Source organism: Pseudomonas alcaligenes (genome assembly GCF_014490745.1).
GTDB lineage: Bacteria > Pseudomonadota > Gammaproteobacteria > Pseudomonadales > Pseudomonadaceae > Aquipseudomonas > Aquipseudomonas alcaligenes_C.
Window position 1 is genome coordinate 4033862 of sequence record NZ_LZEU01000001.1, and the last position, 25438, is coordinate 4059299.

At 66.2% G+C, this 25438-nt stretch carries 19 protein-coding genes and 1 tRNA gene; 5 read left to right on the plus strand and 15 right to left on the minus strand.

Annotation, left to right across the window (positions count from 1 at the left end; genetic code table 11):
* Positions 1 to 19: 19 nt before the first annotated feature.
* The 9 genes from A9179_RS18440 to urtA all read right to left on the minus strand — a co-directional run bounded on the left by A9179_RS18440 (position 20) and on the right by urtA (position 9700).
* Positions 20 to 1075 carry an AAA family ATPase gene (locus A9179_RS18440; RefSeq protein WP_187807666.1) on the minus strand — a complete coding sequence of 352 codons (1056 nt, stop codon included), beginning with the start codon at positions 1073 to 1075 and terminating at the stop codon, positions 20 to 22.
* Positions 1076 to 1082: 7 nt separating this feature from the next.
* On the minus strand, positions 1083 to 2126 hold the full coding sequence (locus A9179_RS18445) for an aliphatic amidase (protein WP_187807667.1): 1044 nt from the start codon (positions 2124 to 2126) through the stop codon (positions 1083 to 1085).
* 106 nt (positions 2127 to 2232) lie between these two features.
* Positions 2233 to 2580: an FmdB family zinc ribbon protein gene (locus A9179_RS18450; protein ID WP_187807668.1), complete on the minus strand. Its 348-nt coding sequence runs from the start codon at positions 2578 to 2580 to the stop codon at positions 2233 to 2235.
* Positions 2581 to 2711: 131 nt separating this feature from the next.
* On the minus strand, positions 2712 to 3941 hold the full coding sequence (gene fmdA, locus A9179_RS18455) for a formamidase (protein WP_187807669.1): 1230 nt from the start codon (positions 3939 to 3941) through the stop codon (positions 2712 to 2714).
* 435 nt (positions 3942 to 4376) lie between these two features.
* Entirely contained in the window at positions 4377 to 5066 is a 690-nt protein-coding gene (gene urtE, locus A9179_RS18460; RefSeq protein ID WP_187807670.1) for an urea ABC transporter ATP-binding subunit UrtE, read from the minus strand.
* Between the two features lie 168 nt (positions 5067 to 5234).
* Positions 5235 to 5996 (minus strand): urea ABC transporter ATP-binding protein UrtD, encoded by a 762-nt coding sequence (gene urtD / locus A9179_RS18465; RefSeq protein WP_187807671.1) that lies wholly within the window; start codon positions 5994 to 5996, stop codon positions 5235 to 5237.
* Positions 5993 to 7177, minus strand: coding sequence for an urea ABC transporter permease subunit UrtC (gene urtC / locus A9179_RS18470; RefSeq protein WP_187807672.1), 1185 nt, complete (start codon positions 7175 to 7177; stop codon positions 5993 to 5995). The genes urtD and urtC overlap by 4 nt, the downstream gene beginning before the upstream one ends.
* A 163-nt stretch (positions 7178 to 7340) precedes the next feature.
* Positions 7341 to 8261: an urea ABC transporter permease subunit UrtB gene (gene urtB / locus A9179_RS18475; protein WP_187807673.1), complete on the minus strand. Its 921-nt coding sequence runs from the start codon at positions 8259 to 8261 to the stop codon at positions 7341 to 7343.
* A 194-nt stretch (positions 8262 to 8455) separates the two neighbouring features.
* Positions 8456 to 9700 (minus strand): urea ABC transporter substrate-binding protein, encoded by a 1245-nt coding sequence (urtA, locus tag A9179_RS18480; RefSeq protein ID WP_187807674.1) that lies wholly within the window; start codon positions 9698 to 9700, stop codon positions 8456 to 8458.
* A gap of 292 nt (positions 9701 to 9992) precedes the next feature.
* Between urtA and A9179_RS18485 the strand changes: the two genes are divergently transcribed.
* Both A9179_RS18485 and A9179_RS18490 read left to right on the plus strand, forming a co-directional pair.
* Positions 9993 to 13388 carry an ATP-binding protein gene (locus A9179_RS18485; protein ID WP_187807675.1) on the plus strand — a complete coding sequence of 1132 codons (3396 nt, stop codon included), beginning with the start codon at positions 9993 to 9995 and terminating at the stop codon, positions 13386 to 13388.
* Positions 13363 to 14037, plus strand: coding sequence for a response regulator (locus tag A9179_RS18490; protein WP_187807676.1), 675 nt, complete (start codon positions 13363 to 13365; stop codon positions 14035 to 14037). Before A9179_RS18485 ends, A9179_RS18490 begins: the two co-directional genes overlap by 26 nt.
* A gap of 2 nt (positions 14038 to 14039) precedes the next feature.
* On the opposite strand, the gene A9179_RS18495 is transcribed toward A9179_RS18490, so the two are convergent.
* Positions 14040 to 16079: an AsmA family protein gene (locus A9179_RS18495; RefSeq protein ID WP_187807677.1), complete on the minus strand. Its 2040-nt coding sequence runs from the start codon at positions 16077 to 16079 to the stop codon at positions 14040 to 14042.
* 140 nt (positions 16080 to 16219) lie between these two features.
* On the opposite strand from A9179_RS18495, the gene A9179_RS18500 reads away from it, so the two are divergent.
* Positions 16220 to 17005, plus strand: a complete 786-nt coding sequence (locus tag A9179_RS18500) for a TatD family hydrolase (RefSeq protein ID WP_187807678.1) — start codon at positions 16220 to 16222, stop codon at positions 17003 to 17005.
* Between the two features lie 105 nt (positions 17006 to 17110).
* Here A9179_RS18500 and A9179_RS18505 read toward each other — a convergent pair whose 3' ends face one another.
* Positions 17111 to 19141: a methyl-accepting chemotaxis protein gene (locus A9179_RS18505; RefSeq protein ID WP_187807679.1), complete on the minus strand. Its 2031-nt coding sequence runs from the start codon at positions 19139 to 19141 to the stop codon at positions 17111 to 17113.
* Between the two features lie 258 nt (positions 19142 to 19399).
* Between A9179_RS18505 and A9179_RS18510 the strand changes: the two genes are divergently transcribed.
* Entirely contained in the window at positions 19400 to 20284 is an 885-nt protein-coding gene (locus A9179_RS18510) for an ROK family protein (RefSeq protein ID WP_187807680.1), read from the plus strand.
* Between the two features lie 3 nt (positions 20285 to 20287).
* On the opposite strand, the gene ampE is transcribed toward A9179_RS18510, so the two are convergent.
* From ampE to A9179_RS18525, 3 genes are all read right to left on the minus strand, one after another.
* Positions 20288 to 21118 carry a regulatory signaling modulator protein AmpE gene (gene ampE / locus A9179_RS18515; RefSeq protein ID WP_187807681.1) on the minus strand — a complete coding sequence of 277 codons (831 nt, stop codon included), beginning with the start codon at positions 21116 to 21118 and terminating at the stop codon, positions 20288 to 20290.
* Complete coding sequence (gene ampD / locus A9179_RS18520) at positions 21119 to 21679, minus strand: 1,6-anhydro-N-acetylmuramyl-L-alanine amidase AmpD (protein WP_187807682.1); 561 nt, start codon at positions 21677 to 21679, stop codon at positions 21119 to 21121.
* Between the two features lie 101 nt (positions 21680 to 21780).
* Positions 21781 to 24141 (minus strand): DUF1631 domain-containing protein, encoded by a 2361-nt coding sequence (locus A9179_RS18525; protein ID WP_187807683.1) that lies wholly within the window; start codon positions 24139 to 24141, stop codon positions 21781 to 21783.
* Between the two features lie 313 nt (positions 24142 to 24454).
* Between A9179_RS18525 and nadC the strand changes: the two genes are divergently transcribed.
* Positions 24455 to 25303: a carboxylating nicotinate-nucleotide diphosphorylase gene (nadC, locus tag A9179_RS18530; RefSeq protein ID WP_187807684.1), complete on the plus strand. Its 849-nt coding sequence runs from the start codon at positions 24455 to 24457 to the stop codon at positions 25301 to 25303.
* A gap of 54 nt (positions 25304 to 25357) precedes the next feature.
* Here nadC and A9179_RS18535 read toward each other — a convergent pair.
* A tRNA-Thr gene (locus A9179_RS18535) sits at positions 25358 to 25433 on the minus strand.
* Positions 25434 to 25438: the final 5 nt, after the last annotated feature.

Sequence of the window (25438 nt, forward strand, 5' to 3'; positions counted from 1 at the left end):
CAGGGCTGCAGTGCTGACGCTACGCCCCTGCCACACCATCCCCACGCACCCGCAACTGCCCGTCCTCGACCAGCGCCAGCAGGCGGATCAGCGTCGGGTCATCCAGCAGGCACTCGGCAACCGCTGGCTCCAGCTCGGTGCGCACACGCCGTCCCAAGGCGCGCGCGCCGTAGCGCGGGTCATGCGCGCGGCATAGATGCTCCAGCGCCGTTTCATCCAGCAGCAGCGCCCTGCCCTGCTTGCCCAGGCGCTGGTTGAGCTTGCCCAGCTCGATCTCCAGCAAGGCCTCCAGCCACTCTTCCTCGATGCGCGCGAACCCCAGGATGCGATCGATGCGGTTGAGGAACTCCGGGTCGAAGTGGGCCTGCAGGGCCTGTTCGAGAATCGCCGGCTCGTCGCGCGGGGCCAGACCCAGCCAGCGCCGCCAGCCCTGCTGGAAGCGCTCGCGGTAACGCCGCGCGTCCTGGGCGCCAATGTTGCTGGTCATGAAGATCAGGCTGTTGCGAAAGTCGATGGTTCTGCTGCCGGCGGCCAGGGTCAAGCGGCCGTTCTCCAGCACGCCGAGCAGGCTGCGCAGGACTTCCCTGCCGGCCTTTTCCAGCTCGTCGAACAGCACGATGCCGGGGCGGCTGTAGCTACCCTGGATCGCCTCGATATCAAACAGCGTGGTGCCTTCCTTACTGCCGACATAGCCGGGCGGCGCGCCGGTCAGCGCGGCGGCGTAGTGCTCCTGGGCCAGGGTGTGCATGTCGATGCGGCAGAAGGCGTCGGCGCGGCCGTGGATGGCCTGGGCCAGCAGGCGCACGATTTCGGTCTTGCCGACCCCGGTGGGGCCCATGAACAGGTTGACCGCCAGCGGCCGCTCGCGCTCGCCGATATCGGCCTTGACCACCTTGAGCAGCGATTCGACCTGCTCCAGCACGGCGTCCTGGCCGACGATACGCGCGCGCAGCAGGCTCATCACCTGCGCCGGCTCGAACAGGAAGCGCGACTGCAGCGTGCCGGCTGGCAGCGGTACGCTGGCCTGGGCCAGGCGCTCGCGGTTGTGCTCGATCAGGTCGTTGGCAAAGGGCATGGGTGGTTCAACCTAGGCTCTTTTCCTGGCCCGGATGCGGCAGCTCGCCGACCGGGCAATCGGCCACGCCTATGGTCTTGCGGGTCATCTTCTCCACGTCGGCCTGGGCCTTCTGCGCATCCAGTACCCAGGTGCGGTAGAAGTCGAACGGGCAGTCGGCCACACCCTTGTCGCCATCGCCGGAGTTGTACACGCCGGTGTAGCCGCGATGGAGCAGCTTGAACAGGTGGTTCTGCGACTGGTCGTTGGCGCGCGCATCGCGGATCTGCGAGACCGACAACTGGGCGTACTGGATGCCCATTTCCTCCTCGCCGCATTCGCCGAGGGTGCGCCCGTCGAAGCCGATGATCGCGGAGTGGCCGAAGTAGCTGTACACGCCGTCGAAGCCGGCGGCGTTGGCCACCGCCACGTAGCAGTTGTTGGCCCAGGCCATGGTCTTGGCCATCAGCACCTGCTGCTCCTTGGCCGGGTACATGTAGCCCTGGCAGCGCACGATCAGCTCGGCGCCCCTCATCGCGCAGTCGCGCCAGATCTCCGGGTAGTTGCCGTCGTCGCAGATGATCAGGCTGATCTGCAGGCCCTTGGGCCCGCTGCTGACATAGGTGCGGTCGCCCGGATACCAGCCCTCGATCGGGCACCAGGGGATGCACTTGCGGTACTTCTGCGCGATCTCGCCCTGGTCGTTGATCAGGACGAGGGTGTTGTACGGCGCCTTGTGCGGGTGCTCCTCATGGCGCTCGCCGGTGAGCGAGAAGATGCCCCAGGTCTTCGCCTCGCGGCAGGCGGCGGAGAAGATCGCGGTCTCCTCGCCGGGGATGGTCGCGGCGGTGGCCATCATCTCGTCGTGGTCGTACATGATGCCCATGGTGCTGTACTCGGGGAACACCACCAGGTCCATGCCCGGCAGGCCGAGCTTCATGCCCTTGATCATCGCAGCGATCTGGCGTGCGTTGTCGAGCACTTCGGCCTTGCTGTGCAAGCGCGGCATCTTGTAGTTGACGACGGCGACGCCGACGGTGTCCGGGCTGCTGGAAATATCGCCGTGACGCATAGGATCTCCTCGCTGCGTAGGGTGGAAAAGCGTGAAGCGTTCCCACCAGGGATTCGGTCGTGCTGGTTGCTGGATTCCCGCGCAGGCGGGAACCCAATAAACAACCTCAGTGGCTGATCATCCACGGCCGACCGGCCGGCTTGCCTTTCATGGCATGCGGGTTGGCCTTGGTCGGGGCCAGCGGTTTGTTCGGGGTGCAGCAACCGCAGCCCTTGGGGTGCTTGCGGCTCTGCTGGTATTCGTCGAGCGTCTGCGGCGCGTGGGCGCTACGCTCGTTGGCGGCGATGGCGCGGCGCTGGCTGCCGGACATGGTCGCCAGGCCCGGCGCGGAAAGGATCACCCGCGCGCTCGGCGTGCCGCAGTACGGGCAGTCGCAGGGTTGATCGCGCTCGGCCATGGGCCGTAGCAGGGTGAAGTCGCCGCAGTCGGCACAGTCGTATTCGTAGATCGGCATCGCAGACTCCTTGGTGATGCAGCGGCGTTGCCGCCGCTGAACCGGCAGTGCGGTGTGACAGCTTGCGAGTGTTCGCCACCCGGGCCGGGCTGAACGCCGTCCAGAGCCCCAGCCCTGCCCGGGTGAGGAACTCACTTGTCCGGCGCGATGGGCAGGTCGATGCTGCCGTCGAGGTACTTGGTCGGGCCGGAGGCGTTGGGGTTGATGTCGAAGTCGAAGATCTCGGTCGGCAGCCACAGGGTGGCGCAGGCGTTGGGCACGTCGACCACGCCGCTGATATGCCCCTGCACCGGCGCCGAGCCGAGCAGCGCATAGCCCTGGGCCGGCGAGTAGCCGAACTTGGTCAGGTAGTTGATGGCGTTGAGGCAGGCCTGCTTGTAGGCGATGTTGACGTCGAGGTAGTGCTGCTTGCCGGCCTCGTCCACCGAGATGCCTTCGAAGATCAGGTAGTTCTTGTAGTTCGGCACGATCGGGCTGGGTTTGAAGATCGGGTTCTTGATCCCGTACTTGGCCATGCCGCCCTTGATCAGCTCGACCTTCATGTGCACCCAGCCGGCCATTTCGATGGCGCCGCAGAAGGTGATTTCACCGTCGCCCTGGCTGAAGTGCAGGTCGCCCACCGACAGGCCGGCGCCGGCGACATAGACCGGGAAGAAGATCTTCGAGCCGCGCGACAGATCCTTGATGTCGCAGTTGCCGCCATGCTCGCGCGGCGGCACGGTGCGCGCGCCGGTCAGGGCGGCCAGGTCGCGGGCTTCGCCCTTCATCTTGCCCATGTGTGCGGTCGGCGCCATCGGCGGGTTGGCCAGCGCCGGCACGCGGTGCGGGTCGGTGTCGATCAGCTCCTGCTCGCGCTTGTTCCAGTCGGCCAGCATCTTGTGATCCGGCAGGCAGCCGATCAGGCCGGGGTGAATCAGGCCGGCGAAGTTGACCCCCGGAATGTGCCGGCTGCTGGTGAACATGCCCTTGAAGTCCCAGATGGCCTTCTGCGCCAGGGGGAAGTGATCGGTGAGGAAGCCACCGCCGTTCTGCTTGGAGAAGAAGCCGTTGAAGCCCCACAGCGAATCGGGCTTGGCGCCGATGTCGAGCAGGTCGACCACCAGCAGGTCGCCCGGCTCGGCGCCATGCACACCGACCGGGCCGGACAGGTAATGCACGGTGGACAGGTCGACATCGCGCACATCGCTGGCGTCGTCGTTGTTCTTGATCGCGCCGGCGGTCCAGTCGTAGGTCTCGAGGATGAAGTCGTCACCCGGCTTGACCCAGCAGGCCATCGGGATGTCCGGGTGCCAGCGGTTGTGGATCTGCTCGTTTTCGGTGGCGGGCTGGTTGAGGTCGACCTTGATCAGCGTTTCGGTCATGACAAAGCTCCTGAGACCATTGAGGGGGACTTGGCGCCATGGCGCCGGGGTACGGAGCTAGTCTTCAACGCGGCGGAGAATCGGCAAATACGTCGGATGACGTAGTGGCAGAACGTAGTAGCCACAAGGCTTTGCAGCGTTTTCGCAGGACGAAAAAAGGCCGGCACGCACAGGCGTACCAGCCAGAAACAATGTGTCTCGCGCGCAGGGCGCACGCTCGACCTCAAGGCGTGACGCAGAACCGGTTTACGGTCTTCTGGACTAGAGCCAGGCAAGGCACAACGACCAACGGGAGTAACAGCCTCAGGCTGGCCCGAAGGGTGAGCGCTAGCGAATCAAGCAGGCGAGGATGCGGAGTTTACGAGCTGTAAATGAGCAATCCGAGCCTGCTTTTAACGCGGCCTGGCCGACGGCCAGGAGATCGTGGGCCGGTTCTCACACCGAGAGGTAACGGCTGATCGTCGCCTCGTCCACCTTGTCGCGGGTCTCCTCGACCACGAACTTGCCCTTCTCGATGACCAGGAAACGGTCGGCGATTTCCATGGTGAACGACAGCACCTGCTCGGACACGACTATGGTCAGGTCGCGCAGGTTACGGATCTCCTTCAGCTTGTGGGCAATGTCCTTGATGATCGATGGCTGGATGCCTTCGGTGGGCTCATCCAGCAGCAGCACCTTGGGGTTGGTCGCCAGCGCACGGGCAATGGCCAGCTGCTGTTGCTGTCCGCCGGAGAGGTTGCCGCCCTTGCGCGCGCGCATCTCGTGCAGCACCGGGAACAGCGCATAGAGGTCATCCGGCACCTTGCCGCCGGCCGAGGCCGGCAGGCCGGTCTGGATGTTCTCCAGCACGGTCATGTGCGAGAAGATCATCCGCCCTTGCGGCACGTAGGCGATGCCGTGTTCGACACGCTGGTGGGTTTCCAGCTTGGACACGTCCTTGCCGTCGACCGTGATCTGCCCGCCCCATTGCGGCAACACGCCCATCAGGCTCTTGAACAGGGTGGTCTTGCCCATGCCGTTGCGACCCATGACCGCGACGATTTCCTTCTTCGCCACGTTGAGGTTGAGCTCGTGGAGGATCTGACTCTGGCCGTAGCCGGAAACGAGGTTGCTGATCTGGAACATTAGCAATACTCCTTCAAAGGGCTCCAGCATCTGAGGCTGGCCGCCGCGCGTTCTGTCCCCACTCCCCCTGGGAGAGGGTTAGGGTGAGGGGTAGGCAGCAAGTCACCCCTCACCCCCGGCCCCTCTCCCGGTGGGAGAGGGGAGCTGTCGGTGCACTCGCTTTAGCCTTTAGTGCCCCAGATAGACCTCGATCACCTTCGGGTTGGTCTGCACCGCCTCCATGCTGCCCTCGGCCAGCACCTTGCCCTGGTGCAGCACGGTGACGCGGTGGGCGATGCTTTTGACGAACTCCATGTCGTGCTCGATGACCAGCACCGAACGCCCCTGGCTGATGCGGTTGAGCAGCTCGGCGGTCTGTACCCGCTCGCTGACGCTCATGCCGGCCACCGGCTCGTCGAGCATCAGCAGCGCCGGGTCCTGCATCAGCAGCATGCCGATCTCCAGCCACTGCTTCTGACCGTGGGAGAGCAGGTCGGCCTGCTTGTCGAGCAGCTCGCTGAGGAAGATCTCCCCGGCCACTTCCTCGACCCGCGCGATGACCTCGGCGCTGCGCTTGAAGAACAGTGCGCCGAACACCTTGCGGCCCTTGGGGTAGGACATTTCCAGGTTCTCGAACACCGTCAGGTTTTCGTAGATCGACGGGTTCTGGAACTTGCGCCCGACCCCAGCGCGGACGATGTCGTACTCGCGCATCTTGGTCAGCTCGCGGCCATCGAACTCGATGCTGCCGGTAGTGGACTTGGTCTTGCCGCAGATCAGGTCGAGCACCGTGGTCTTGCCGGCGCCGTTGGGGCCGATGACCACGTGCACTTCGTTGCGGTCGACATACAGGTTGAGGTCGTTGACCGCCTTGAAGCCGTCGAACGAAACGGTCAGGCCTTCGATGGCCAATACCGGCTTGGCCGCCTGGAATCCTGCTGGGCTGCTCATGGCGTGGTCTCCAGTTCACGAACGGGTTGCTTGGCGGGTGCCTTGGCGACGGGGGCACGAGGCTTGGCCTCGGCCTGGCCGAACACTTTCCGACCGACCGGGATGCGCGAGATCCACTTGCGCCCGTGGCTTTCCCACAGGCCGGCGATGCCGTTGGGGAAGTACATGACCACCACGATGAACAGGCCGCCCATCAGGTACAGCCACAGCTCGGGGAAGCTCTCGGAAAAGTAGGTCTTGCCGAAGCTCACCAGCAGCGTGCCGTACACCGCGCCGAGCAGCGACATGCGCCCGCCGACTGCGGCGAAGATGACCATCTCGATCGACGGCACGATGCCGACGAAGCTCGGCGACATGAAGCCGACCTGCAGGGCGAACATCGCCCCGCCGATGGCCGAGAACGCCGCCGCCACGCAGAACACGAAGATCTTGAAGCTGGCCACGTCGTAGCCGGAGAAGCGCACGCGCTCTTCCTTGTCGCGCATGGCCATCAGCAGGCGGCCGAGCTTGGAGGTGAGGATGAAGCGCCCCAGCAGCACGCAACCGAGCAGCAGGAAGGCGTTGACGAAGTAGAGGATGACCTTCGAGCTGTCCGGACGAATATCCCAGCCGAGCAGAGTCTTCAGGTCGGTGATGCCGTTGACCCCACCGGTGAGGCCCTGCTGGCCGATGATCAGGATGGTCAGGATCGCCGCGATGGCCTGGGTGACGATGGAGAAGTACACGTCGCCGACGCGGCGCTTGAACATGGCGATGCCGATGATCAGCGCCAGCAGGGTCGGTACCGCCAGCACCGCCAGCAGGGTGAAGCTGAAGCTGTGGAACGGCTGCCACATCATCGGCAGCTCGGTGAGCTGGTTCCAGTCCATGAAGTCCGGAATACCGGGGGTCGACTGGATCTTGGTGCTCTCCGGGTCCGAGGCCTCGAGCTTGAGGAACATCGCCATGCAGTAACCGCCGAGGCCGAAGAAGATGCCCTGGCCGAGGCTGAGGATGCCGCCGTAACCCCAGCACAGCACCAGGCCGACGGCGACGAAGGCGTAGGTCAGGTACTTGCCGACCATGTTCAGGCGGAAGGTGTCCAGCGCCAGCGGGAACACCACCAGGATCAGCGTGGCCAGCACCAGCAGGCCGATGGCCCCCTGCTTGCCACCCAGCAGGCTTTCATATGCGTTTTTCATCAGCAAATCCCCCAGCGCACAAAAAGTCGCTTTGAACCGTAGCGAGCAGCTCCAGCTGCAAGAAGCCCGGAGCGCAGTGACGAAGGCGTACACGCAGTACGTCGAGGAAACGAGCACCGCGCGACGCCGCAGATGGAGCGCGCAGTAGGTTGAAAGTGACTTTTCACTTGCGCACCTTGATCGAGAACAGGCCCTGCGGGCGCAGCATCAGGATCAGGATCACCGCCGACAGGGTCAGCACCTTGGCCATCGAGCCGGAGAGGAAGAACTCCATGATCGATTGCGCCTGGGCGATGGTGAACGCCGAGGCGATGGTGCCGAGCAGGCTGGCCGCGCCGCCGAAGACCACGGTGAGGAAGGTGTCGACTATGTACAGCGAACCCGCGGTCGGCCCTGTCGAGCCAATGGTGGTGAACGCCGCGCCGGCGACCCCGGCCACGCCACAGCCGAGGGCGAAGGTCATGCGGTCGACCTTCCTGGTGTTGATCCCCACGGCGCGGCTCATCACCCGGTTCTGCATGGTGGCGCGCACCTGCAGGCCCCAGCGCGAGCGGTAGAGCATGATGAAGAGGGTGGCGGTCAGCAGCAGGGTCAGGCCCATGACGAACAAGCCGTTCTTGGGAATGTCGATGGCCTCGGTGGGGTTCCACGAACCCATGATCCACTCAGGCATTTCCGCGCCGACTTCACGGGCGCCAAAGATCGAGCGGAAGGTCTGCTGCATCACCAGGGACAGGCCCCAGGTCGCCAGCAGGGTATCCAGCGGCCGGTGATAGAGCTTGCTGATCATCAGCCACTCGACCAGCCAACCGAGCGCTCCGGCGATCAGGAAGGAGGCGATGATGGCGAAGAAGAAGTAGTACGGCTGCATGGCCGGGAAGTAGTGCAAGGTTGCCGAGGAAATGACGTAGGTGGTGTAGGCGCCGACGGTGAGAAATTCGCCGTGGGCCATGTTGATCACGCCCATCTGGCCGAAGATGATCGCCAGGCCCAGGGCCATCAGCAGCAGCACGCAGAACACCGACAGGCCGTTGAAACCCTGCATGACGGCAATCGCGCCAAATTCGGAGAGTGAGACATCCATGGGGTGGGCTCCCGGTGGTGGAAGAGTGTTCAGGGCCTCGGACGAGGCCGGTGACGCGGAACTTCATGGGCAGGAGCCAGCTGGCTGGCGACCGGTACCCGCAGTGGGCCGACACGCCGGGCAGAGCGATCGCCAGTCAGCTGGCTCCTGCCGAAAGTGGCTGTGCGCAGGGCTGGGCCCTGCGCACGTGGGGCTTACTGGTAGCCTTTGGGGAACGGGTTCGGCTCGATCAGGTCGGACTCGTAGACCACCTTGAAGGTACCGTCGGCCTGGATCTCGGCGATCCGCGACTTGCTCCACAGGTGATGGTTGTCGTGCACCTTCACGTAGCCTTCCGGCGCGGTGGTCAGCTCGATGCCCGGGGAGGCGGCCACCACCTTGTCGACGTCGAAGCTGCCGGCCTTCTCGACCGCGGCCTTCCACAGCCATGGGCCGAGGTAGCCGGCCTGGGTCACGTCGCCGATGACCGCATCCTTGCCGTATTTGGCCTTGAACTCCTCAACGAATTTCTTGTTGTTGGGGTTGTCCAGGGTCTGGAAGTACTTCATCGAGGAGTAGAAGCCCTTCATGTTCTCGCCGCCGATGCCGAGCATTTCATCCTCGGTCACGGAGAGGGTCAGCAGGGTCTGCTTGTCGGCGGTGATGCCGGCGGCTTTCAGCTGCTTGTAGAAGGCCACGTTGGAGCCACCGACCACGGCGGCGAAGACCACGTCCGGCTTCTTCAGCTTGATCTTGTTGGTCAGCGAGCCGAACTGGGTGTTGCCCAGCGGGTAGTACTCTTCGCCGACAACCTTGCCGCCGAGCACGTTCTCGATGTGCTTGCGCGCGATCTTCATCGAGGTGCGCGGCCAGATGTAGTCCGAGCCGAGCAGGTAGAAGGTCTTGGCGCCCTTCTCCTTGGCAATCCAGTCGAGGCTGGCGAGGATCTGCTGGGTGGCTTCCTGGCCGGTGTAGATGACGTTCTTCGACTGCTCCAGGCCTTCGTAGAAGGTCGGGTAGTAGAGCAGGCCGTTGTCCTTCTCGAAGATCGGCAGCACCGCCTTGCGCGAGGCCGAGGTCCAGCAGCCGAACACGGTGGCGACCTTGTCGCTTTCCAGCAGCTTCTTGGCCTTCTCGGCGAAGGTCGGCCAGTCGGAGGCGCCGTCTTCCTGGATCACCTTGATCTGCCGGCCGAGCACGCCGCCCGAGGCGTTGATCTGCTCGATGGCCAGGCGCTCGGCCTGGATCGAACCGGTTTCGGAAATCGCCATGGTGCCGGTGGCCGAGTGCAGCTGGCCGACGGTCACCGTGGTATCGGTCACGGCCAGGCCGGTGGTGTTGACGTCATCCGCCGCCGCGGTCTGGCTGAACACGCTGGCCGCCAGCAGCGAGAGCGCCGCGGCACCCAGCGCCAGCCGGCGGGGAAGAAGGCGTTTCGAACCCGTCAGTCGAGAATCCATGGTCTTTGCTCCTCTGTGGTTTTTTCCGCCCCGGCTCGCCTTGCGGGTACCGGTTTGGGGTTGGCGCAAGCATGCGATTGGCGGTGTGCGCGGCGGTATACGCAGGTTGACGTAACGGCATACGTCATCTGACGTAGGGCCAGATGCACCGCGCTGGTGCAAGCTCGTGCCCGACAACCAGCCAGATAGAAGCCCGCGCGCGCGGTTGCCGCGCCTGCAGGCCGGGGCATGGTTGTTGCAGCCTCGTGATACGGCCAGCCGGCCATCGAACCGACCCCAGGGAACCGCCTCCGTGCAACCAACCGGCACCCAGCGCATCGTCAAGATCCGCCGCGACTACAACAGCTGGGTCGCCGACGAGACCCTGGAGGACTACGCGCTGCGCTTCACGCCCAAGTCGTTCCGCAAATGGTCGGAGCTGCGCATCGCCAACACCGCCCTGGGCGCGGTGTCGTTCCTCGCCCTGGAGGCCATCGGTGGCGCCCTGGCAATCAGCTACGGCTTCACCAACACCCTGTGGGCGGTGCTCGCCGTGGCCCTGGTGATCTTCCTCACCGGCCTGCCGATCAGCTACTACGCGGCGCGCTACGGCGTGGACATGGACCTGCTGACCCGCGGCGCCGGCTTCGGCTACATCGGCTCGACCATCACCTCGCTGATCTACGCCAGCTTCACTTTCCTGTTCTTCGCCCTCGAGGCGGCCATCATGGCCCTGGCCCTGGAGCTGTATTTCGACATACCGCTGGCCCTGGCCTACGTGCTCTGTTCGATCATCGTGATACCCCTGGTGACCTACGGCATCACCCTGATCAACCGCCTGCAGCTGTGGACCCAGCCGCTGTGGCTGGTGCTGCTGTTCCTGCCCTACCTGTTCGTGCTGCTGAAGAACCCCGGCGCGCTGAGCGACTGGACCAGCTTCGCCGGCCGCGAGGGCGAAGGCGGCGCGTTCAACCTGCTGTCGTTCGGCGCCGCCTGCACCGTGGCCCTGGCCCTGGTCACGCAGATTGGCGAGCAGGTCGACTACCTGCGCTTCCTGCCGGAAAAGACCCGGCAGAACCGCAAGCGCTGGTGGGCCGCGCTGCTGATGGCCGGGCCGGGCTGGATCATCCCCGGTGCGCTGAAGATGCTCGCCGGCGCCTTCCTGACCTTCCTCGCCCTGCAGCACGAAATCCCCATCGAGCGCGCCGCCGAGCCGACGCAGATGTACCTGGTGGCGTTCAGCTACGTGTTCAGCTCGCCGCAGTGGGCGCTCGGCGCCATGGTGCTGTTCGTCATCGTCTCGCAGATCAAGATCAACCTGACCAACGCCTACGCCGGCTCGCTGGCCTGGTCGAACTTCTTCGCCCGCGTCACCCACAGCCACCCGGGGCGCGTGGTGTGGCTGGTGTTCAACGTGGCCATCGCCCTGATGCTGATGGAGCTGGGCGTGTTCGATGCCATCGAGCAGGTGCTCGGCCTCTACGCCAACATCGCCATCGCCTGGATCGGCGCGCTGGTCGCCGACCTGGTGATCAACAAGCCGCTGGGCCTGTCGCCCAAGCACATCGAGTTCAAGCGCGCGCACCTGTACGACATCAACCCGGTCGGCGTCGGCGCCATGCTGATCGCCTCGCTGCTCTCGGTGCTGGCCCACGCCGGACTGTTCGGCGCCCTGGCCCAGGCCGCCTCGCCGGTGGTAGCGCTGGGCTCGGCCTTCCTGGTGGCGCCGCTGATCGCCTGGCTGACCAAAGGCCGCTACTACATCGCCCGCAGCAGCGCGCCGCAGCTGCTGTACCCCGCCGGCCCGCGCGCAACCGTGCAGTGCGGCCTGTGCAGCAATCAATTCGAAGCGCCGGACATGGCCTTCTGCCCGGCCTACAGCACGCCGATCTGCTCGCTGTGCTGCTCGCTCGACGCACGCTGCGGCGACGCCTGCAAGCCGCGTGCGCGCCTGGCCGAGCAGATGGACGACTTCGTCCGCTGGATCTACCCCAAGGCCTCGATCCCGCGCCTGCACAGCCGCCTGGCGCAGTACCTGGGCCTGCTCGCGGTGCTGGTGCTGTTGCTGGCCGGCGCCCTGGCGCTGATCTACAGCCAGGTCGCCCACGGCCTGGTGGCGCACTCGCCGGAGGTGCAGCGCACCCTCTACCAGGCCTTCCTCAAGGCCTTCCTGACGCTCTCGCTGTTTGCCGCGATCCTCGCCTGGTGGGTGGTGCTGACCCGCGAAAGCCGCAGCGTGGCGCAGAAGGAATCGGATCGGCAGACCCTGCTGCTGATGCAGGAGATCGAGGCACACCGGCGCACCGACGAAGCCCTGCAGAAGGCCAAGGAAGCCAGCGAGGCGGCCAACGCGGCGAAGAGCCGCTACGTCACCGGGCTGTCCCACGAGCTGCGCACGCCGCTCAACAGCATCCTCGGCTACACCCAGATCCTGCAGCGCGACGCGGCCATGCCCGGCCAGCACCAGGACGCCCTGGCCACCATCTTCCGCAGCAGTTCGCACCTGCTGTCGCTGATCGACGGCCTGCTCGACGTGGCCAAGATCGAAGCCGGCAAGCTCAACCTGGAGCTGTCGGAAATCCCCTTCCCCGAGTTCATCCACCAGCTCGACCGCATGTTCACCCCGCAGGCCGAGGAGAAGGGCCTGCGCTTCCACCTGGAAACCGTCGGGCGCATGCCGGCGGTGGTGCGCGGCGACGAGAAGCGGGTACGGCAGATCCTCATCAACCTGCTCGGCAACGCGGTGCGCTTCACCGACAGCGGCGAGGTGCGCCTGCGCATCAGCTACCTGCGCGAGACGGCCAGCTTCGAGATCCTCGACACCGGCATCGGCATCGACCCCGAGCAGATCGAGCGGATCTTCCAGCCCTTCGAGCGCGGCGACCTGCTGCGCCAGGACAACGGCGTCGGCCTCGGCCTGACCATCACCCGCATGCTCACCTCGCTGATGGGCGGCGAGCTGTCGGTGAAGAGCGTGCTCGACCAGGGCACCTGCTTCCAGGTGCGCCTGTTCCTCTCCGAGGTACGGGTGCCGCAGGCGGTGGTGCATGTCGAGCACGACATCATCGGCTACCAGGGCCCGCGCCGGCTGATCCTGGTGGTGGACGACCATATCGAGCACCGCCGCGTGCTGGCCGGCATGCTCGATCCGCTGGGTTTCAACATTGCCCAGGCGGCCAGCGGCCAGGAGGCGATACGCCAGGTGGCGCTGCTCAACCCCGACCTGATCTTCATGGATCTGTCGATGCCGCAGATGGACGGCTGGGAAACCAGCCGGCTGATCCGCCGCAACGCCCTGTCGCAGGCGCCGATCATCGTGCTCTCGGCCAACGCCTTCGCCGACGACCGCGAGCGCAGCGTGGCCGCCGCCTGCAACGACTATCTGGCCAAGCCGGTGCACACCCCGCAGTTGCTCGAGCGCATCCACAAGCAGCTCGACCTGCAATGGCTACGCCGCACCAGCGAGGACGCGCCCAGTACCACGCCACGGGTACTGCCCGACGCCGCCGACCTGGCCGCCCTGCGCGAACTGGCCGCACTCGGTTATGTACGCGGGCTGCAGGACAAGCTCGATGCCATCGACCAGCTGCGCCCGGACTGCGCCAGCTTCACTGCGCCCCTGCGCGCCCTGGCGAAAGGATTTCGCCTGGATGAACTCAACCGCCAACTCCAGGAAGCCGAACATGAATGCGCAGACACAACCGCCTGAGCGCGGGGTGATCCTGATCGTCGACGACACCCCGGACAACCTCGCGCTGCTCTCCGACGCCCTCGACGACGCCGGCTACATGGTGCTGGTGGCGCTCGACGGCCTCAGCGCGCTGACCCGCATCCAGCGCCGGCGCCCGGATCTGATCCTGCTCGATGCGCTGATGCCCGGCCTGGACGGTTTCGAGACCTGCCGGCGGATCAAGGCCCAGGCCGAGAGCGCGGACATCCCGGTGCTGTTCATGACCGCGCTGACCGACAGCGAGCACGTGGTCGAAGGCTTCGCCGCCGGCGGCATCGACTACGTGACCAAGCCGATCCACCCCGAGGAAGTGCTGGCCCGCGTCGCCGCCCACCTGCGCACCGCGCGCATCCTGCAATCGGCGCGCGCCGCCTCGCAGCCGCTGGATCTCAGCCTGAGCAACGAGCCGACCCAGGAAGCCCTGTCCAGCCGCTACCAGCTCACCGAGCGCGAGGTCGAGGTGCTGCGCTGGGTGGCCTGTGGCAAGACCAACCGCGATATCGGCGACATTCTCGGCCTCAGCCCGCGCACGGTGAACAAGCACCTGGAGCACGTCTACGTGAAGCTCGGCGTGGAGACCCGCACCGCCGCCGCGGCCGTGGCGATCTCGGCCAGCGTGGCGCGCTGAATTCAGCCCTTGCCCTGCATCTGCCGCAGCAGCGGCGCACACTGGCTGCCGTCCTGGCCGCCGCTGCTCGGCGCGATCAACGCCACCAGCCCGGCCGCCGGCGCCACCGCCACGCCCAGGGCCAGCAAGCCGGCGCCGCGCAGGGCCAGCGGCACGGCCTGCACGCCGGCGTCCGGCTGCTTGAAGGTGCCGCGCACATAGAGAGGCGAGCGCAGGGAGAAGATGCGCATACCCTTGGACGCCGGGGTGACCGTCAGATCCAGGCGCTCGCTGGCGAAATTGGCCGTGCCGTCGACCTTGATGATGGCGTTCTCGGTATCCACCACGAACAGCCGCGTGCTCATCAGGCCGCGCTTCAGTCCCAGGTCGGCGGCCGCGCAGTTGATCTGCACCTCCTCGTCGCCGAACAGCTTGCCGACCAGGTAATTGCCCAGGTTGAGCCCGGCGATCTCCAGCAGGCCGCGACTGATCGCGCCATCGTTGACCAGCAGTTTCACCGAACCGTCGGCAGCGCCGAGCTGGCTGGCCACCGAGTTGCCGCGGCCGGCCAGTTCGGCGTCGCCGTTCAGCTCGCCGAGGCTGGTCTGCATTGGCGCAAAGCCGGGGAACAGCTGCTTGAGCTTCAGGCGCCGCGCGCTCAGGCGGGCCCGGCCCTGCAGCGGGGTCTGTGCGCCATCGAGGTGGATGGTCGCATCCAGCTCGCCGCCGGCCACGCCGAAGCGCAGCGGCTCCAGGCTGAGGCGGCCATCGTCGAGCAGCACATGGGTGTCCAGGTCGCTGATCGGCAGCTTGTTGCTGTGCACGATGCGCTTGCCGGTGAAACGCACGTCGGCATCCATGGCGCGCCAGCGCTCGGTGCGGAACGCCTCCACCGGCAGCAGCTTGCCCGCCGGCTGGCTGGCCGCTGCACCACGCTGCTTCTTCTCGGCATTGGAGTCGGCGCCGATCAGCGGCGCCAGGTCGGCGAACAGCAACTGGTTGGAAGTCAGCTGGCCGGAGAGCTTGGGCCGCGGCAGGCCGGCGACGAAGGTCAGGTCACCGTGGATATCGCTATCGCCGATGCGCCCGTTGAAGTCCTGGTAGCGGAAGCGGGCACCGCCGCTGTCGCGCAGCCGGGCACTGAGCCGGCCATCGGTGGCGTAGGCCGGGGTCTCCGGCAGGGTCACCCCGGTCAGCGCATAGAGGTGGCCCAGGCTGCTGCCGGACAGCTGCAAGCGCAGGTCGAGGGCGCCGAGGTGCTGCGGCTCGGTCAGGGTGCCGGCCAGCACGATGCGCGTGCTGCCGGCACGGATATCGGCCTGCAGGGGGAACGGCAGCCGCGCATCCTGCAGCGCCAGCAGGCCGCCGACCTTGCCCTGGCCGTCCAGCGTCTGGCCCCGGTAACGGCCCTTGGCCTGCCAGGCGAAGGCGTAGTCCTGGGCACCGACCGCCGCCGCGGGCTGGCCCTTGCCGACGATATCGCTGAAGGCGATTGGCTGGCCCAGCGGCGTGATCTGCAGCTGCAGCTGGGTGCGCAGCAACTGGTCGTCCAGGCTGACCTGGCCGCGGTCGAAGCCGATGGTACCGATGTCCAGCGTCCAGGCCGACGGCGCCTGCGGGTCGGCCGGATCGCCCTGGTCGAACTGCCAGTTGCTACGCCCGTCGGCCAGGCGCTGCAGATGGGCGACCGGTGCCACCAGATCGATGCGCGGGATGCTCAGCGTCTTCCACAGCAGCGGCAGCGGCTCCAGGCGCAGCTGCACGCGCTCCAGGCTGACGAAAGTCGCCTCCTTGGCCCACGGCGGATTGCCCAGGCGCAGGCCCGTGGCGGAAAAGTGTGGCCACGGCAGCCAGGCGTGCCAGCCGCTCGCACCCGGCTCGCGCTGCCAGACCACGCGCAGGTCGCCGTCGATGGCGAAGGGCCGGTTCAGTGCCGCGGACACCTGGGCATTCAGCAGCGGCCGGGCCTGGTTCCAGTCGAACAGGGCGAGGAACAGCAGCAGCGCCGCCAGCACCAGCAGGGTCGCGGCGCCCAGGCCGCCCAGCAGCTTACCTACCCGCACAGCCAACTTCCTGCATAGCCACGTACTCCAAGCAAACGGGACTCAATAGGTCTGACTGACGAAAGCGGGGAATGCTCCCCGCGCTGGCAGCCCGGCGCAAAATGCCCGATCCTGAGGGCCTTGGCCAGCCCGGAACGCCCATGCGCCTGATCGACACCCACACCCACCTGGATTTCCCCGACTTCGACGCCGATCGCAGCGAACTGCTGGCGCGCAGCCGTGCCGCCGGGGTGGAGAAGCTGGTGGTGCTAGGCGTGTACCAGGCCAACTGGCAGCGCCTGTGGGAGCTGGTGCAGCGTGAGGACGGCCTGTACGCCGCCTTCGGTCTGCACCCGGTGTATCTCGAGCAGCATCGCAGCGCCGACCTGGACGAGCTGCGCACCTGGCTGCTGCGCCTGGCCGGTCATCCAAAGCTGTGCGCAGTCGGCGAGTTCGGCCTCGACTACTTCCTCGAACAGCTCGACCGCCAGCGCCAGCAGGAGCTGTTCGAGGCCCAGCTGCACCTGGCCACGGAGGTCGAGCTGCCCGTCCTGCTGCATGTACGACGTGCCCATGCCGCCACCATCGCCACCCTCAAGCGCCTGCGCCCGCCGCGCGGCGGCATCATCCACGCCTTCGCCGGCAGCTACGAGGAAGCCCGCGAATACCTGCGCCTGGGCTTCAAGCTCGGTCTTGGCGGCGCACCGACCTGGCCGCAGGCCCTGCGCCTGCGCAAGGTGCTGGCGCAGCTGCCGCTGGAGGCCATAGTGCTGGAGACCGATGCGCCGGACATGGCGCCGGCCATGCACCCCAACCAGCGCAACAGCCCGGAGTTCCTCCCGGATATCTGCACTGCGCTGGCCGAGCTGCGCGGGGTAACCCCAGCCGAACTGGCCGCCGCCAGCAGCCGCAATGCCGCCGAGCTGTTCGGCTGGCCACTGGCGTAAACCCGCCCTACCCGGCCGCCCCAGCAGGGCGGGTGCAAGCCGCGAAACCGCAACGCAGAAACGCAAAAGCCCGCCAATTGGCGGGCTTTTGCTTGAGCAGGGCAATCAGACGCGGAAGGTGCTGATCAGCTGCTTGAGCCGCGCCACCTGGTCGGACAACTCGCGGCTGGCGTGCTCGGTCTGCACCGCGCCTTCGGCCGTGCGCTCGCCGGCCTGGTTGATCTCGACGATGTTCATGTCGATATCGTGGGCCACGGCGGTCTGCTGCTCGGCGGCGGCGGCGATCTGCTGGTTCTGGTCGACGATCATGCCGACCGCACCGAGGATATTCTCCAGCGCCTGCTGCACCTGCGAAGACTGGCTGACGGTGCTCTCGACCATCTGGTGGCTGCCGTTCATCGCCGACACCGTGGCGTTCACCCCGGTCTGCAGGCGGCCGATCATCTGCTCGATTTCCTCGGTGGACTGGTGGGTGCGCTTGGCCAGGTTGCGCACCTCGTCGGCCACCACGGCGAACCCACGGCCCTGCTCGCCAGCCCGCGCCGCCTCGATGGCGGCGTTGAGCGCCAGCAGGTTGGTTTGCCCGGCGATGCCCTTGATCACTTCCAGCACCTGGCTGATCGAGGCGCTGTCGGAGGCCAGCTGGTTGATCACGCTGACCGACTGATCGATCTCGCTGGCCAGGCGCTGGATGCTGCCCACCTGCGATTCGACCAGTTCGCGGCCGCTGACTGTTTCCTCGTTGACACTCTGCGCGCTGCCCACGGCGGCGGCGGCGCTGCGCGCCACTTCCTGGGCGGTGGCGGACATCTGGTTCATCGCCGTGGCGACCTGTTCGATCTGCCCGCGCTGGGCACTGACCGCCTGGCTGCTCTCGCCGGAGACCATCTCGACCTTGTCGGCCTGGCGCTCGACCTCGGTGACGGTCTGGCCGACCAGGTCGATCAGCTCGCGGATCTTCTCCACGGTGCCGTTGAACACCTGGCCCAGCTCGCCCAGCTCGTCCTGGCTCTTGACGTTGACCTTGACCGTCATGTCGCCGGCGGCGACCTGGCCGAGGGTCTTGCCGAAGCCCTTGAGGGTGGTGCGGGTGGAGACGTAGAAGCCGCCGTAGAGGTAGCCGATCAGGACGAACACCACCACCAGAGCGATGACCAGCAGGAACATCTGTGTGCGCTTCTGCCCCAGGCGCTCGGCCAGGCCCTGGTCGAGGAACTGCAGCACGGCATCGTTCAGTGCATAGGTCTTGTCGATACCGGCGCTGGTCTCGTCAAAAAAGCTCTGCCACGAGGCGTCCAGGGTGTCAGCCATGAGAATCTGCTCTTCCAGGCGGCTGCTGCCTTCGGTCAGGGTCGCCCGGCTGGCTTCGGCCAGGGCGCCGAGAGCCTGCTGCGCCTGCGGCTTGTCCTGCAGGGCGCTCTGGATCTTGAAGCCGTACTCGGCATTGAGCTTTTCCAGATCAGCGAGCATTTCATCGAGCTTGCCGCTGTCGGACGAGCCGAGGATGTGCTGGCCGAGGGTGTAGGAACCGAGGGCGCGGCCCTTGCTCAGGGCCTTGGTCACCGGCGGGGTGACGGTGGTCAGCAGCTCGGTCATCTGCCGCACGGTAAGATCGGCATCCTGGCTGAGGCCGGCCTGGCTGGCGACGAACTTGATGAACACGTCGGTGTTGTCCAGCACCTTGACCCCGAGGCCAGCCCTGCTGCGCTGCGAGTCTTCCTTCTGCATGGCGCTCAGGGCGGTCTTGATCGCGTCGCGCTGGGTATTGAACTCGGTGACCTTCTGCTCGTCCTCGCTGCTCGGCGCCAGGGCGTCCAGGCCGCTCTGGATGGTGCCCAGCAGCCCGTCGATCTGCGCGGTGATCTTCTCCGACTCGCCAGACTGGCCGAGCACGGCATTGATCTCCAGCAGGTCGTTGAGACGTTCGATGTCCTGGCGCAGCTTCATGCTCTGCTTGAGCAGACCGATGCTTTGCAGTTCGGTGCGGGTGTCGACGAACTCGGCATAGGAGTCGCGCACCAGGTAGAAGTTGGTGACCAGCATGGGCAGGAAGAAAAGAACGCTGATCAGGCTGAACTTCATGCCGAAGCTCAGGCGGTTCATGAGCGCAATGGCTGGATACAGCACGCTATTCACTACACGTCTCCTGTTGCCATTATTGTTGTATACCGGCCGGGAGCAGGCCGGGAATTGAACGGCAAGATGATGAAACTCGATCTGGAGCCCGACTACGCAAAGCGTAGCGGACGCATGGCGACGGCTTGAGCGTGCCAGATTCGGCACTACCGTTCATCCACGATTTGCAAAGGGTGTTTTCGGGCAGGCACACGTCCTTGCGCGACCTGTATACCGGATATCGACCCGTTCCTCTGTAACTTAAGGTTAAGAATGCGCATGTCACTTCGCCTCGGCATTGATCTGGGTGGTACCAAGACTGAAATCATTGCCCTGGAGGGCTCCGACGAACGGTTACGGCGGCGCCTGCCCACGCCCCAGGGCGATTACCCGGCCACTCTCGACACCCTGGTGCGTCTGGTGCACGAGGCCGAGGACGAACTGGGCGCCCAGGGCTCGGTCGGTGTCGGTATCCCCGGCACCCGCTCGCCGGATCATGGGCGGATCAAGAACGCCAACTCGGTGTGCCTGATCGGCCAGGATCTGCAGGGCGACCTGCAGCAGCGCCTGGGGCGGCCGGTGCGCCTGGCCAACGACGCCGACTGCTTCAGCCTGTCCGAGGCCACCGACGGCGCCGGCCAGGGTGCGCGCAGCGTGTTCGGGGTAATTCTCGGCACCGGCGTCGGTGGCGGCATCGTGATCAACGGCCAGCTGCTCGGCGGGCCGAACGCCATCGCCGGTGAATGGGGGCACAACCCGCTGCCCTGGCGCAGCGCCGCCGACGGCCCGGCCCGGCGCTGCTACTGCGGCCTCGACGACTGCATCGAGACCTTTCTCTGCGGCCCCGGCTGGGCTGCTCGCAGCGCTCTGGGCCTGAGCAGCGAGCAACTGGCCGCTGCGGCTCAGGCCGGCGAGCCGGCGGCAGCCCTGGCCCTGCAGCGCTACGCCGAGCACCTGGCGCGCAGCCTGGCCTCGGTAATCAACCTGCTCGATCCGGAAGTGATAGTGCTGGGCGGCGGCCTGTCGAATATCCAGGCACTGTACCAACTGGTACCGCAATTGCTGCCGCGCTACGTGTTTTCCGACCAGGTCAACACGCGCCTGGTACAGGCCCGCCATGGCGACTCCAGCGGGGTGCGCGGCGCCGCCTGGCTGTGGGATTGAGCGCTAGAGCAGAAGGATCCACACGGCAAAGGCGGCGTACCAGAACACCGCCGAACGCACCAGCAGCTGCCACAGCTCGTCCAGGCTGTTGGCCCCGGCCTCGCCGGCCTGCGGCTCGGCCAGCTCGCCAGCGGCACGCCCGGCCCGGCCCAGCAGCTGCGCGGCGGGAATGTCCCAGGCCAGCAGGTCGTGCAGCACCGCGCGGCTGACTGCGGCGAAGTTGCCGACCAGGGCGAAGCTGGCCGCCAGTACCCGCACCGGCAGCCAGTCCAGTGCATGACGCAGGCGCGCGGCACGCTCGGCCAGCTCCGGCTGCCGGGCCTGCTCGGCGGCCAGCGCCAGCAGGCGGTAGGCCAGCGCCAGCAGGGGGCCGAGCAGGGCATACCAGAAGATCACCGCGAAGAAGCCCTGGTAGGCCTGCCACAGCTCGTAATCCTGCACCCGCGACAGCAGTTCCGCCTCGCCGTCGGCCTGCACGCCGAGGTCGCGCTCGGCCACATGCAGGGCGGCCTGGTCATCCCCCCGGCGCCAGGCATCGCGGAACGGCCCGAGGGCCGCCAGCACATCGCCACGGCCCAGGCTGTAGACCAGCACCAGCAGGTGCAGCGGCAGCGCCAGCCAGCCGTAGGCCAGCGGCTGGACAACGCCCAGCAGCAGGCCGAGCAGTCCCAGCGGCACCAGTATCAGCAGGGCCAGCGCCAGCCAGGGCTCGGCCGGCTGGCGTGCCTCGACTCGCGCCAGCCACTGCTGCCAGGCCCCATCCTGCTGAATGCGCTGGCGCCAGGCAGATAGTTTCTCCACCCAGAGCACCAGCAAGAGCACCAGGAAATTCATCTACAGCTCTCCTTGTTCGGTCAGCGCCGCCCGCAGCCGGGCCCAGTCGAAATATGGCCCCGGATCGGTCTTGCGCCCCGGCGCGATATCGCTGTGGCCGCAGATACGCGACGGATTCAATTCAGGATAGGCCTGCAACAGCTGCCGGCTCAGGGCAACCAGGCTGGCATATTGGGCCTCGCTGAACGGCAGCTCGTCGGTGCCCTCCAGCTCGATGCCCAGGGAAAAGTCGTTGCACCCCTCGCGCCCGTCAAAGCTGGACACACCGGCGTGCCAGGCGCGCTCACCGCAGGCGACGAACTGGGTGACCGCGCCATCGCGCTCGATCAGAAAGTGCGCCGACACGCGCAACTCGGCGATACCGGCGAAATAGGGGTGTTCATCGATGGGCAGGCGGTTCTGGAAGAACTGCTGCACCTTGCCCGTGCCGAACTGGCCGGGTGGCAGGCTGATGTTGTGAATCACCAGCAGGGACACCTCGCCCTGCGGGCGGGCATTGCAGTTCGGTGAGGGGCAGTGCCGCACGCCGGCGCACCAGCCTGTGACGGGATCCAGCTGCATGGAAGCTCCTTGGACAGATCACCACTCTACCAGAGGCCGGCACGCCCCAGAAACGACAACGCCCGGCACAGGGCCGGGCGTTGCTTGCAGCAGGCTGGGAATCAGTCGCCCTTGAGCTTGCGCAGGTTGCCGATCACCGACTCCAGCGCCCGGTCGAACAGCAGGGCATCGTCGAGCAGGCGAATGGCGCCGCGGCGGAACTCCACGGCCAGGCCCATGCGGCTCTTCTCCTGCACTTTCATGCCGGTGCGGTTGACGAAGATGTACTTGCCGGTCGGCTTGATGATCGCCGCCAGCTTGCAGCGCAGCTTGTGCTCTTCGTCCTCGAAGATTTCCACCCAGCTGCCGACGCGCAGGCTGTCCACCTGAACCAGTGCGGCATCGTCGTCCGGCAGGCTCGCCTCGGGCTCGGTGGCACGCACCTCACCCGGCGCCAGCAGGACGATCTCTTCGACCACCTCGACCATGGCCGGCGGCTCGACCAGCGGCTCCGCCTCGACTGCCGGCAGATCCAGCAGCGGCATGCCACTCAGCTCGGCGGCCACCTCGGTCTCAGTAACTGCTGCAGCTTCCTCGCCTTCACCCTGCGGCTGCGCTGCCGGGCTTTCGGCCGGAGCCTCGGGCAGGCTGCGCTTGAAGCGCTGGAAGGCCTGCACATGTACCGACTCCAGCTGGCTGAAGAACTCGCTGGTGACGAACGGGTCGATAGCCGCGCTGGCCAGGCCGTCGCGCAGGGCCTTGAGCAGGCTCGGCACCAGCTCCAGCAGACGCAGGCGGTCTTCCGGCGACTCGTGGGGCTCGACGCTCCATACCAGGTCGTCCATCACCACCAGGGCAGCCTGCCATTCTTCGGCCTCGACGCCATGCTTGAGGCAGATCAGCTGCAGCACCTTGCTCCAGCCCTCTTGCAGCAGGCGCACCACCACCTCGGGCAGGGTCTTGCCCAGCAGGCGGGCATTCAGTGCCTGCTCGACCTGCTGGCGGGCCAGCTCGGCCTTGGCACGGCCCTCTTCGGCATCGCGGGTACGCTGCTCCAGCAGCTCGCTGCGACGGCGCTCGTCACCGGTAAAGGCAAGGAATTCGGCGAGAACATCGGAGAAGATCGCAGGATCATCGGTGAAATCGTTGAGCAGACGCTGCACCACCTGCTCGATGCGCTGGTACAGCACATCGCGCTGCGCATCGCCCTGCCCGCTCCAGCCGAGCGCCGCCGTGGCGATCTCGTTGAGCAGGCGGCGCGCCGGGTGGCTGCCGCGACTGAAGAAGGTCTTGTCCAGTACGGCGACCTTGAGCATCGGGATCTGCAGACGCCCGATCAGCGCCTTGAGCGAATCCGGCAGGGTACGGTCGTCGAGGATGAACTCGAAGAGCATGGCGACCAGGTTGATCACATCCTCGTCGATCTCGCCCACCACGCGGGTCTTGCCGGTTTTCGCACTGGCCCGGGCCAGCAGTTGTTCAAGCTGACCGCGCAGGTTGTAGTCGTCCTGCGCCACCGCTGCCTCGTTCGGCAGGTGCTGCTGCAGGTGGGAAAGCAGGCGCATCAGGTCATTGCTCGACACCGGCACGGCATCGGCCGGCAGCGCACGCCGCGGCGCCACTGCAGTACCACGCACCTGGGCCAGCAGCTCCTGCAGTACGCCGAACACTTCCTGCTCGCCAGCATCGGCATAAGCGCCGCCTGCGGCTGAACCGCCCTCTTCCGCCGCCTCGCGGCTCGTGCGGGTTCCAGCAGCCTGACGCGGCCCCTGGCGGCGCGCCGGCGGCGCCGACTTGAGCTCCGGCAGTACGCCGGCTTCGACTAGCTGCTGGTTGGCATTGGCATACAGCTGGTCGACATCGGCCAGCACGTACTTCTCGAACAGCTTGAGAATGATCAGTTTGACGCGGATCTCCACGCCCAGCCCGGCGCAGGCCTCGAGGAAGCGCTCACACAGCTTGTGCGGGCCAAGCGGGTTGCTCTTGTCGTCGAGCTTCTGGGTGATCATCGCGTTCAGACGGGTGGTCAGGTGACCCAGGGCCAGACCATCGCGGCTCATCACCCGGGCGACCATGGCATCCAGGGCGACGGACTCTTCCAGCACGTCATCCTGTACCAGCGACAGGCTATCGAAGGAAACCGGCGCCAGCTGCGGCGGCTTGCCGATTTCATACTGATTGAGGGTGGCGAAGCTTTCGAAGACCTTCTGCAGAAAACCGCGCTCGATGCTCTTGCGCTTCAGGCGCAGGTCGCGCATGGCTTCAAAGAAGGCATTCTGCTCAGCATTGCTGCTGGCACGGTCGGCCATCTCGAAGAGGGTGTCGTCGGCATTGTCGAACAGCGCCTGCAGAGCCTGCTTGAGCTGCTGTGCTGCCTTGTCGCGCACTTGAATCAGGGCCACGGGAAGTCTTCCTGCCGGCGAAGCTGGCGATTGCTCAGGGGCAGCCTTGTTCAGGTGCACCACTTTCGCGTCAGTCTGCATTGAGAGTCTCCCACAGGCCGCCCGATCCGGACTGCCTGTTTACGATTCGGCTGGACGCCATCCATAACGTCAAAGGTGTGGCGTCAAAATCTATGGCCAACCTTATTATAGGGGGAGGCGAAGGATGACCAAATACCCCCTGTCGCAGACTTGACCTGGTTCACAGAGCGCAGTTCCAACTGCGCCGAACGGTCATGTTTGTCCACCAAATCGCTCTATCGGTCTAGCAGATGGACGGAGTTTTCTCCCGTCGACCTCCTGCGCCGACCGTCGGCAATCCCTATAATCGCGCCACCAGACTGCGGAGGCCGCCATGCCCAACCTGATCCTTGCCGACCTCGGCGCCGAAATCGAAGCCAACGTGCGCCGCGCCCTGCACGAGGATATCGGCAGCGGCGACATCACCGCCCAGCTGATCCCCGCCGAGCGCCTGGCCCAGGCCAGCATCATCACCCGCGAGGCGGCCGTGGTCTGCGGCACTGCCTGGGTCGACGCGGTATTTCGCCAGCTCGACCCGCGCGTCGCCGTGCACTGGCAGGTCGTCGATGGCGAGCGGGTTAGCGCCAACCAGCAGCTGTTCAGCCTCGAGGGCCCGGCCCGCGCCCTGCTCAGCGGTGAACGCAGCGCCCTGAACTTCCTGCAGAGCCTGTCCGCCGTGGCCACCCGCTGCCGCCACTTCGCCGACCTGGTCGCCGACACCCAGGTGAAACTGCTCGATACCCGCAAGACCCTGCCTGGCCTGCGCCTGGCGCAGAAGTACGCGGTCACCCAGGGCGGCTGCCACAACCACCGCATCGGCCTGTACGACGCCTTCCTGATCAAGGAAAACCACATCGCCGCCTGCGGCGGCATCGCCCCGGCGATCACCGCTGCCCACCGCATCGCCCCGGGCAAGCCAGTGGAAGTGGAAGTGGAAAGCCTGAAGGAGTTGCAACAGGCCCTGGAGGCCGGCGCCGACATCATCATGCTCGACGAACTGAGCCTGGACGACATGCGCACCGCCGTCAGCCTGACCGCCGGCCGCGCCAAGCTGGAAGCCTCCGGCGGTATCAACGAAAGCACCCTGTGCACCATCGCCACAACCGGCGTGGACTACATCTCCATCGGCAGTCTGACCAAGGACATCAAGGCCATCGACCTGTCGATGCGACTGAGCCTGTAAATGCCAAATCGCAGCCAATAAAAAGCCCCGCCAATGCGGGGCTTTTCTTTTATATGGTGCCGGAGACAGGAATCGAACCTGCGACCTTCGCGTTACGAGTGCGCTGCTCTACCGACTGAGCTACACCGGCGGCGG

Bases quoted from the DNA above. Each gene is read 5' to 3' on its own strand.
- A9179_RS18440 (WP_187807666.1), bottom strand. From the start codon at position 1,075: ATGCCCTTTGCCAACGACCTGATCGAGCACAACCGCGAGCGCCTGGCC.
- A9179_RS18445 (WP_187807667.1), bottom strand. From the start codon at position 2,126: ATGCGTCACGGCGATATTTCCAGCAGCCCGGACACCGTCGGCGTCGCC.
- A9179_RS18450 (WP_187807668.1), bottom strand. From the start codon at position 2,580: ATGCCGATCTACGAATACGACTGTGCCGACTGCGGCGACTTCACCCTG.
- fmdA (WP_187807669.1), bottom strand. From the start codon at position 3,941: ATGACCGAAACGCTGATCAAGGTCGACCTCAACCAGCCCGCCACCGAA.
- urtE (WP_187807670.1), bottom strand. From the start codon at position 5,066: ATGTTCCAGATCAGCAACCTCGTTTCCGGCTACGGCCAGAGTCAGATC.
- urtD (WP_187807671.1), bottom strand. From the start codon at position 5,996: ATGAGCAGCCCAGCAGGATTCCAGGCGGCCAAGCCGGTATTGGCCATC.
- urtC (WP_187807672.1), bottom strand. From the start codon at position 7,177: ATGAAAAACGCATATGAAAGCCTGCTGGGTGGCAAGCAGGGGGCCATC.
- urtB (WP_187807673.1), bottom strand. From the start codon at position 8,261: ATGGATGTCTCACTCTCCGAATTTGGCGCGATTGCCGTCATGCAGGGT.
- urtA (WP_187807674.1), bottom strand. From the start codon at position 9,700: ATGGATTCTCGACTGACGGGTTCGAAACGCCTTCTTCCCCGCCGGCTG.
- A9179_RS18490 (WP_187807676.1), top strand. From the start codon at position 13,363: ATGAATGCGCAGACACAACCGCCTGAGCGCGGGGTGATCCTGATCGTC.
- A9179_RS18500 (WP_187807678.1), top strand. From the start codon at position 16,220: ATGCGCCTGATCGACACCCACACCCACCTGGATTTCCCCGACTTCGAC.
- A9179_RS18510 (WP_187807680.1), top strand. From the start codon at position 19,400: ATGTCACTTCGCCTCGGCATTGATCTGGGTGGTACCAAGACTGAAATC.
- ampE (WP_187807681.1), bottom strand. From the start codon at position 21,118: ATGAATTTCCTGGTGCTCTTGCTGGTGCTCTGGGTGGAGAAACTATCT.
- ampD (WP_187807682.1), bottom strand. From the start codon at position 21,679: ATGCAGCTGGATCCCGTCACAGGCTGGTGCGCCGGCGTGCGGCACTGC.
- A9179_RS18525 (WP_187807683.1), bottom strand. From the start codon at position 24,141: ATGCAGACTGACGCGAAAGTGGTGCACCTGAACAAGGCTGCCCCTGAG.
- nadC (WP_187807684.1), top strand. From the start codon at position 24,455: ATGCCCAACCTGATCCTTGCCGACCTCGGCGCCGAAATCGAAGCCAAC.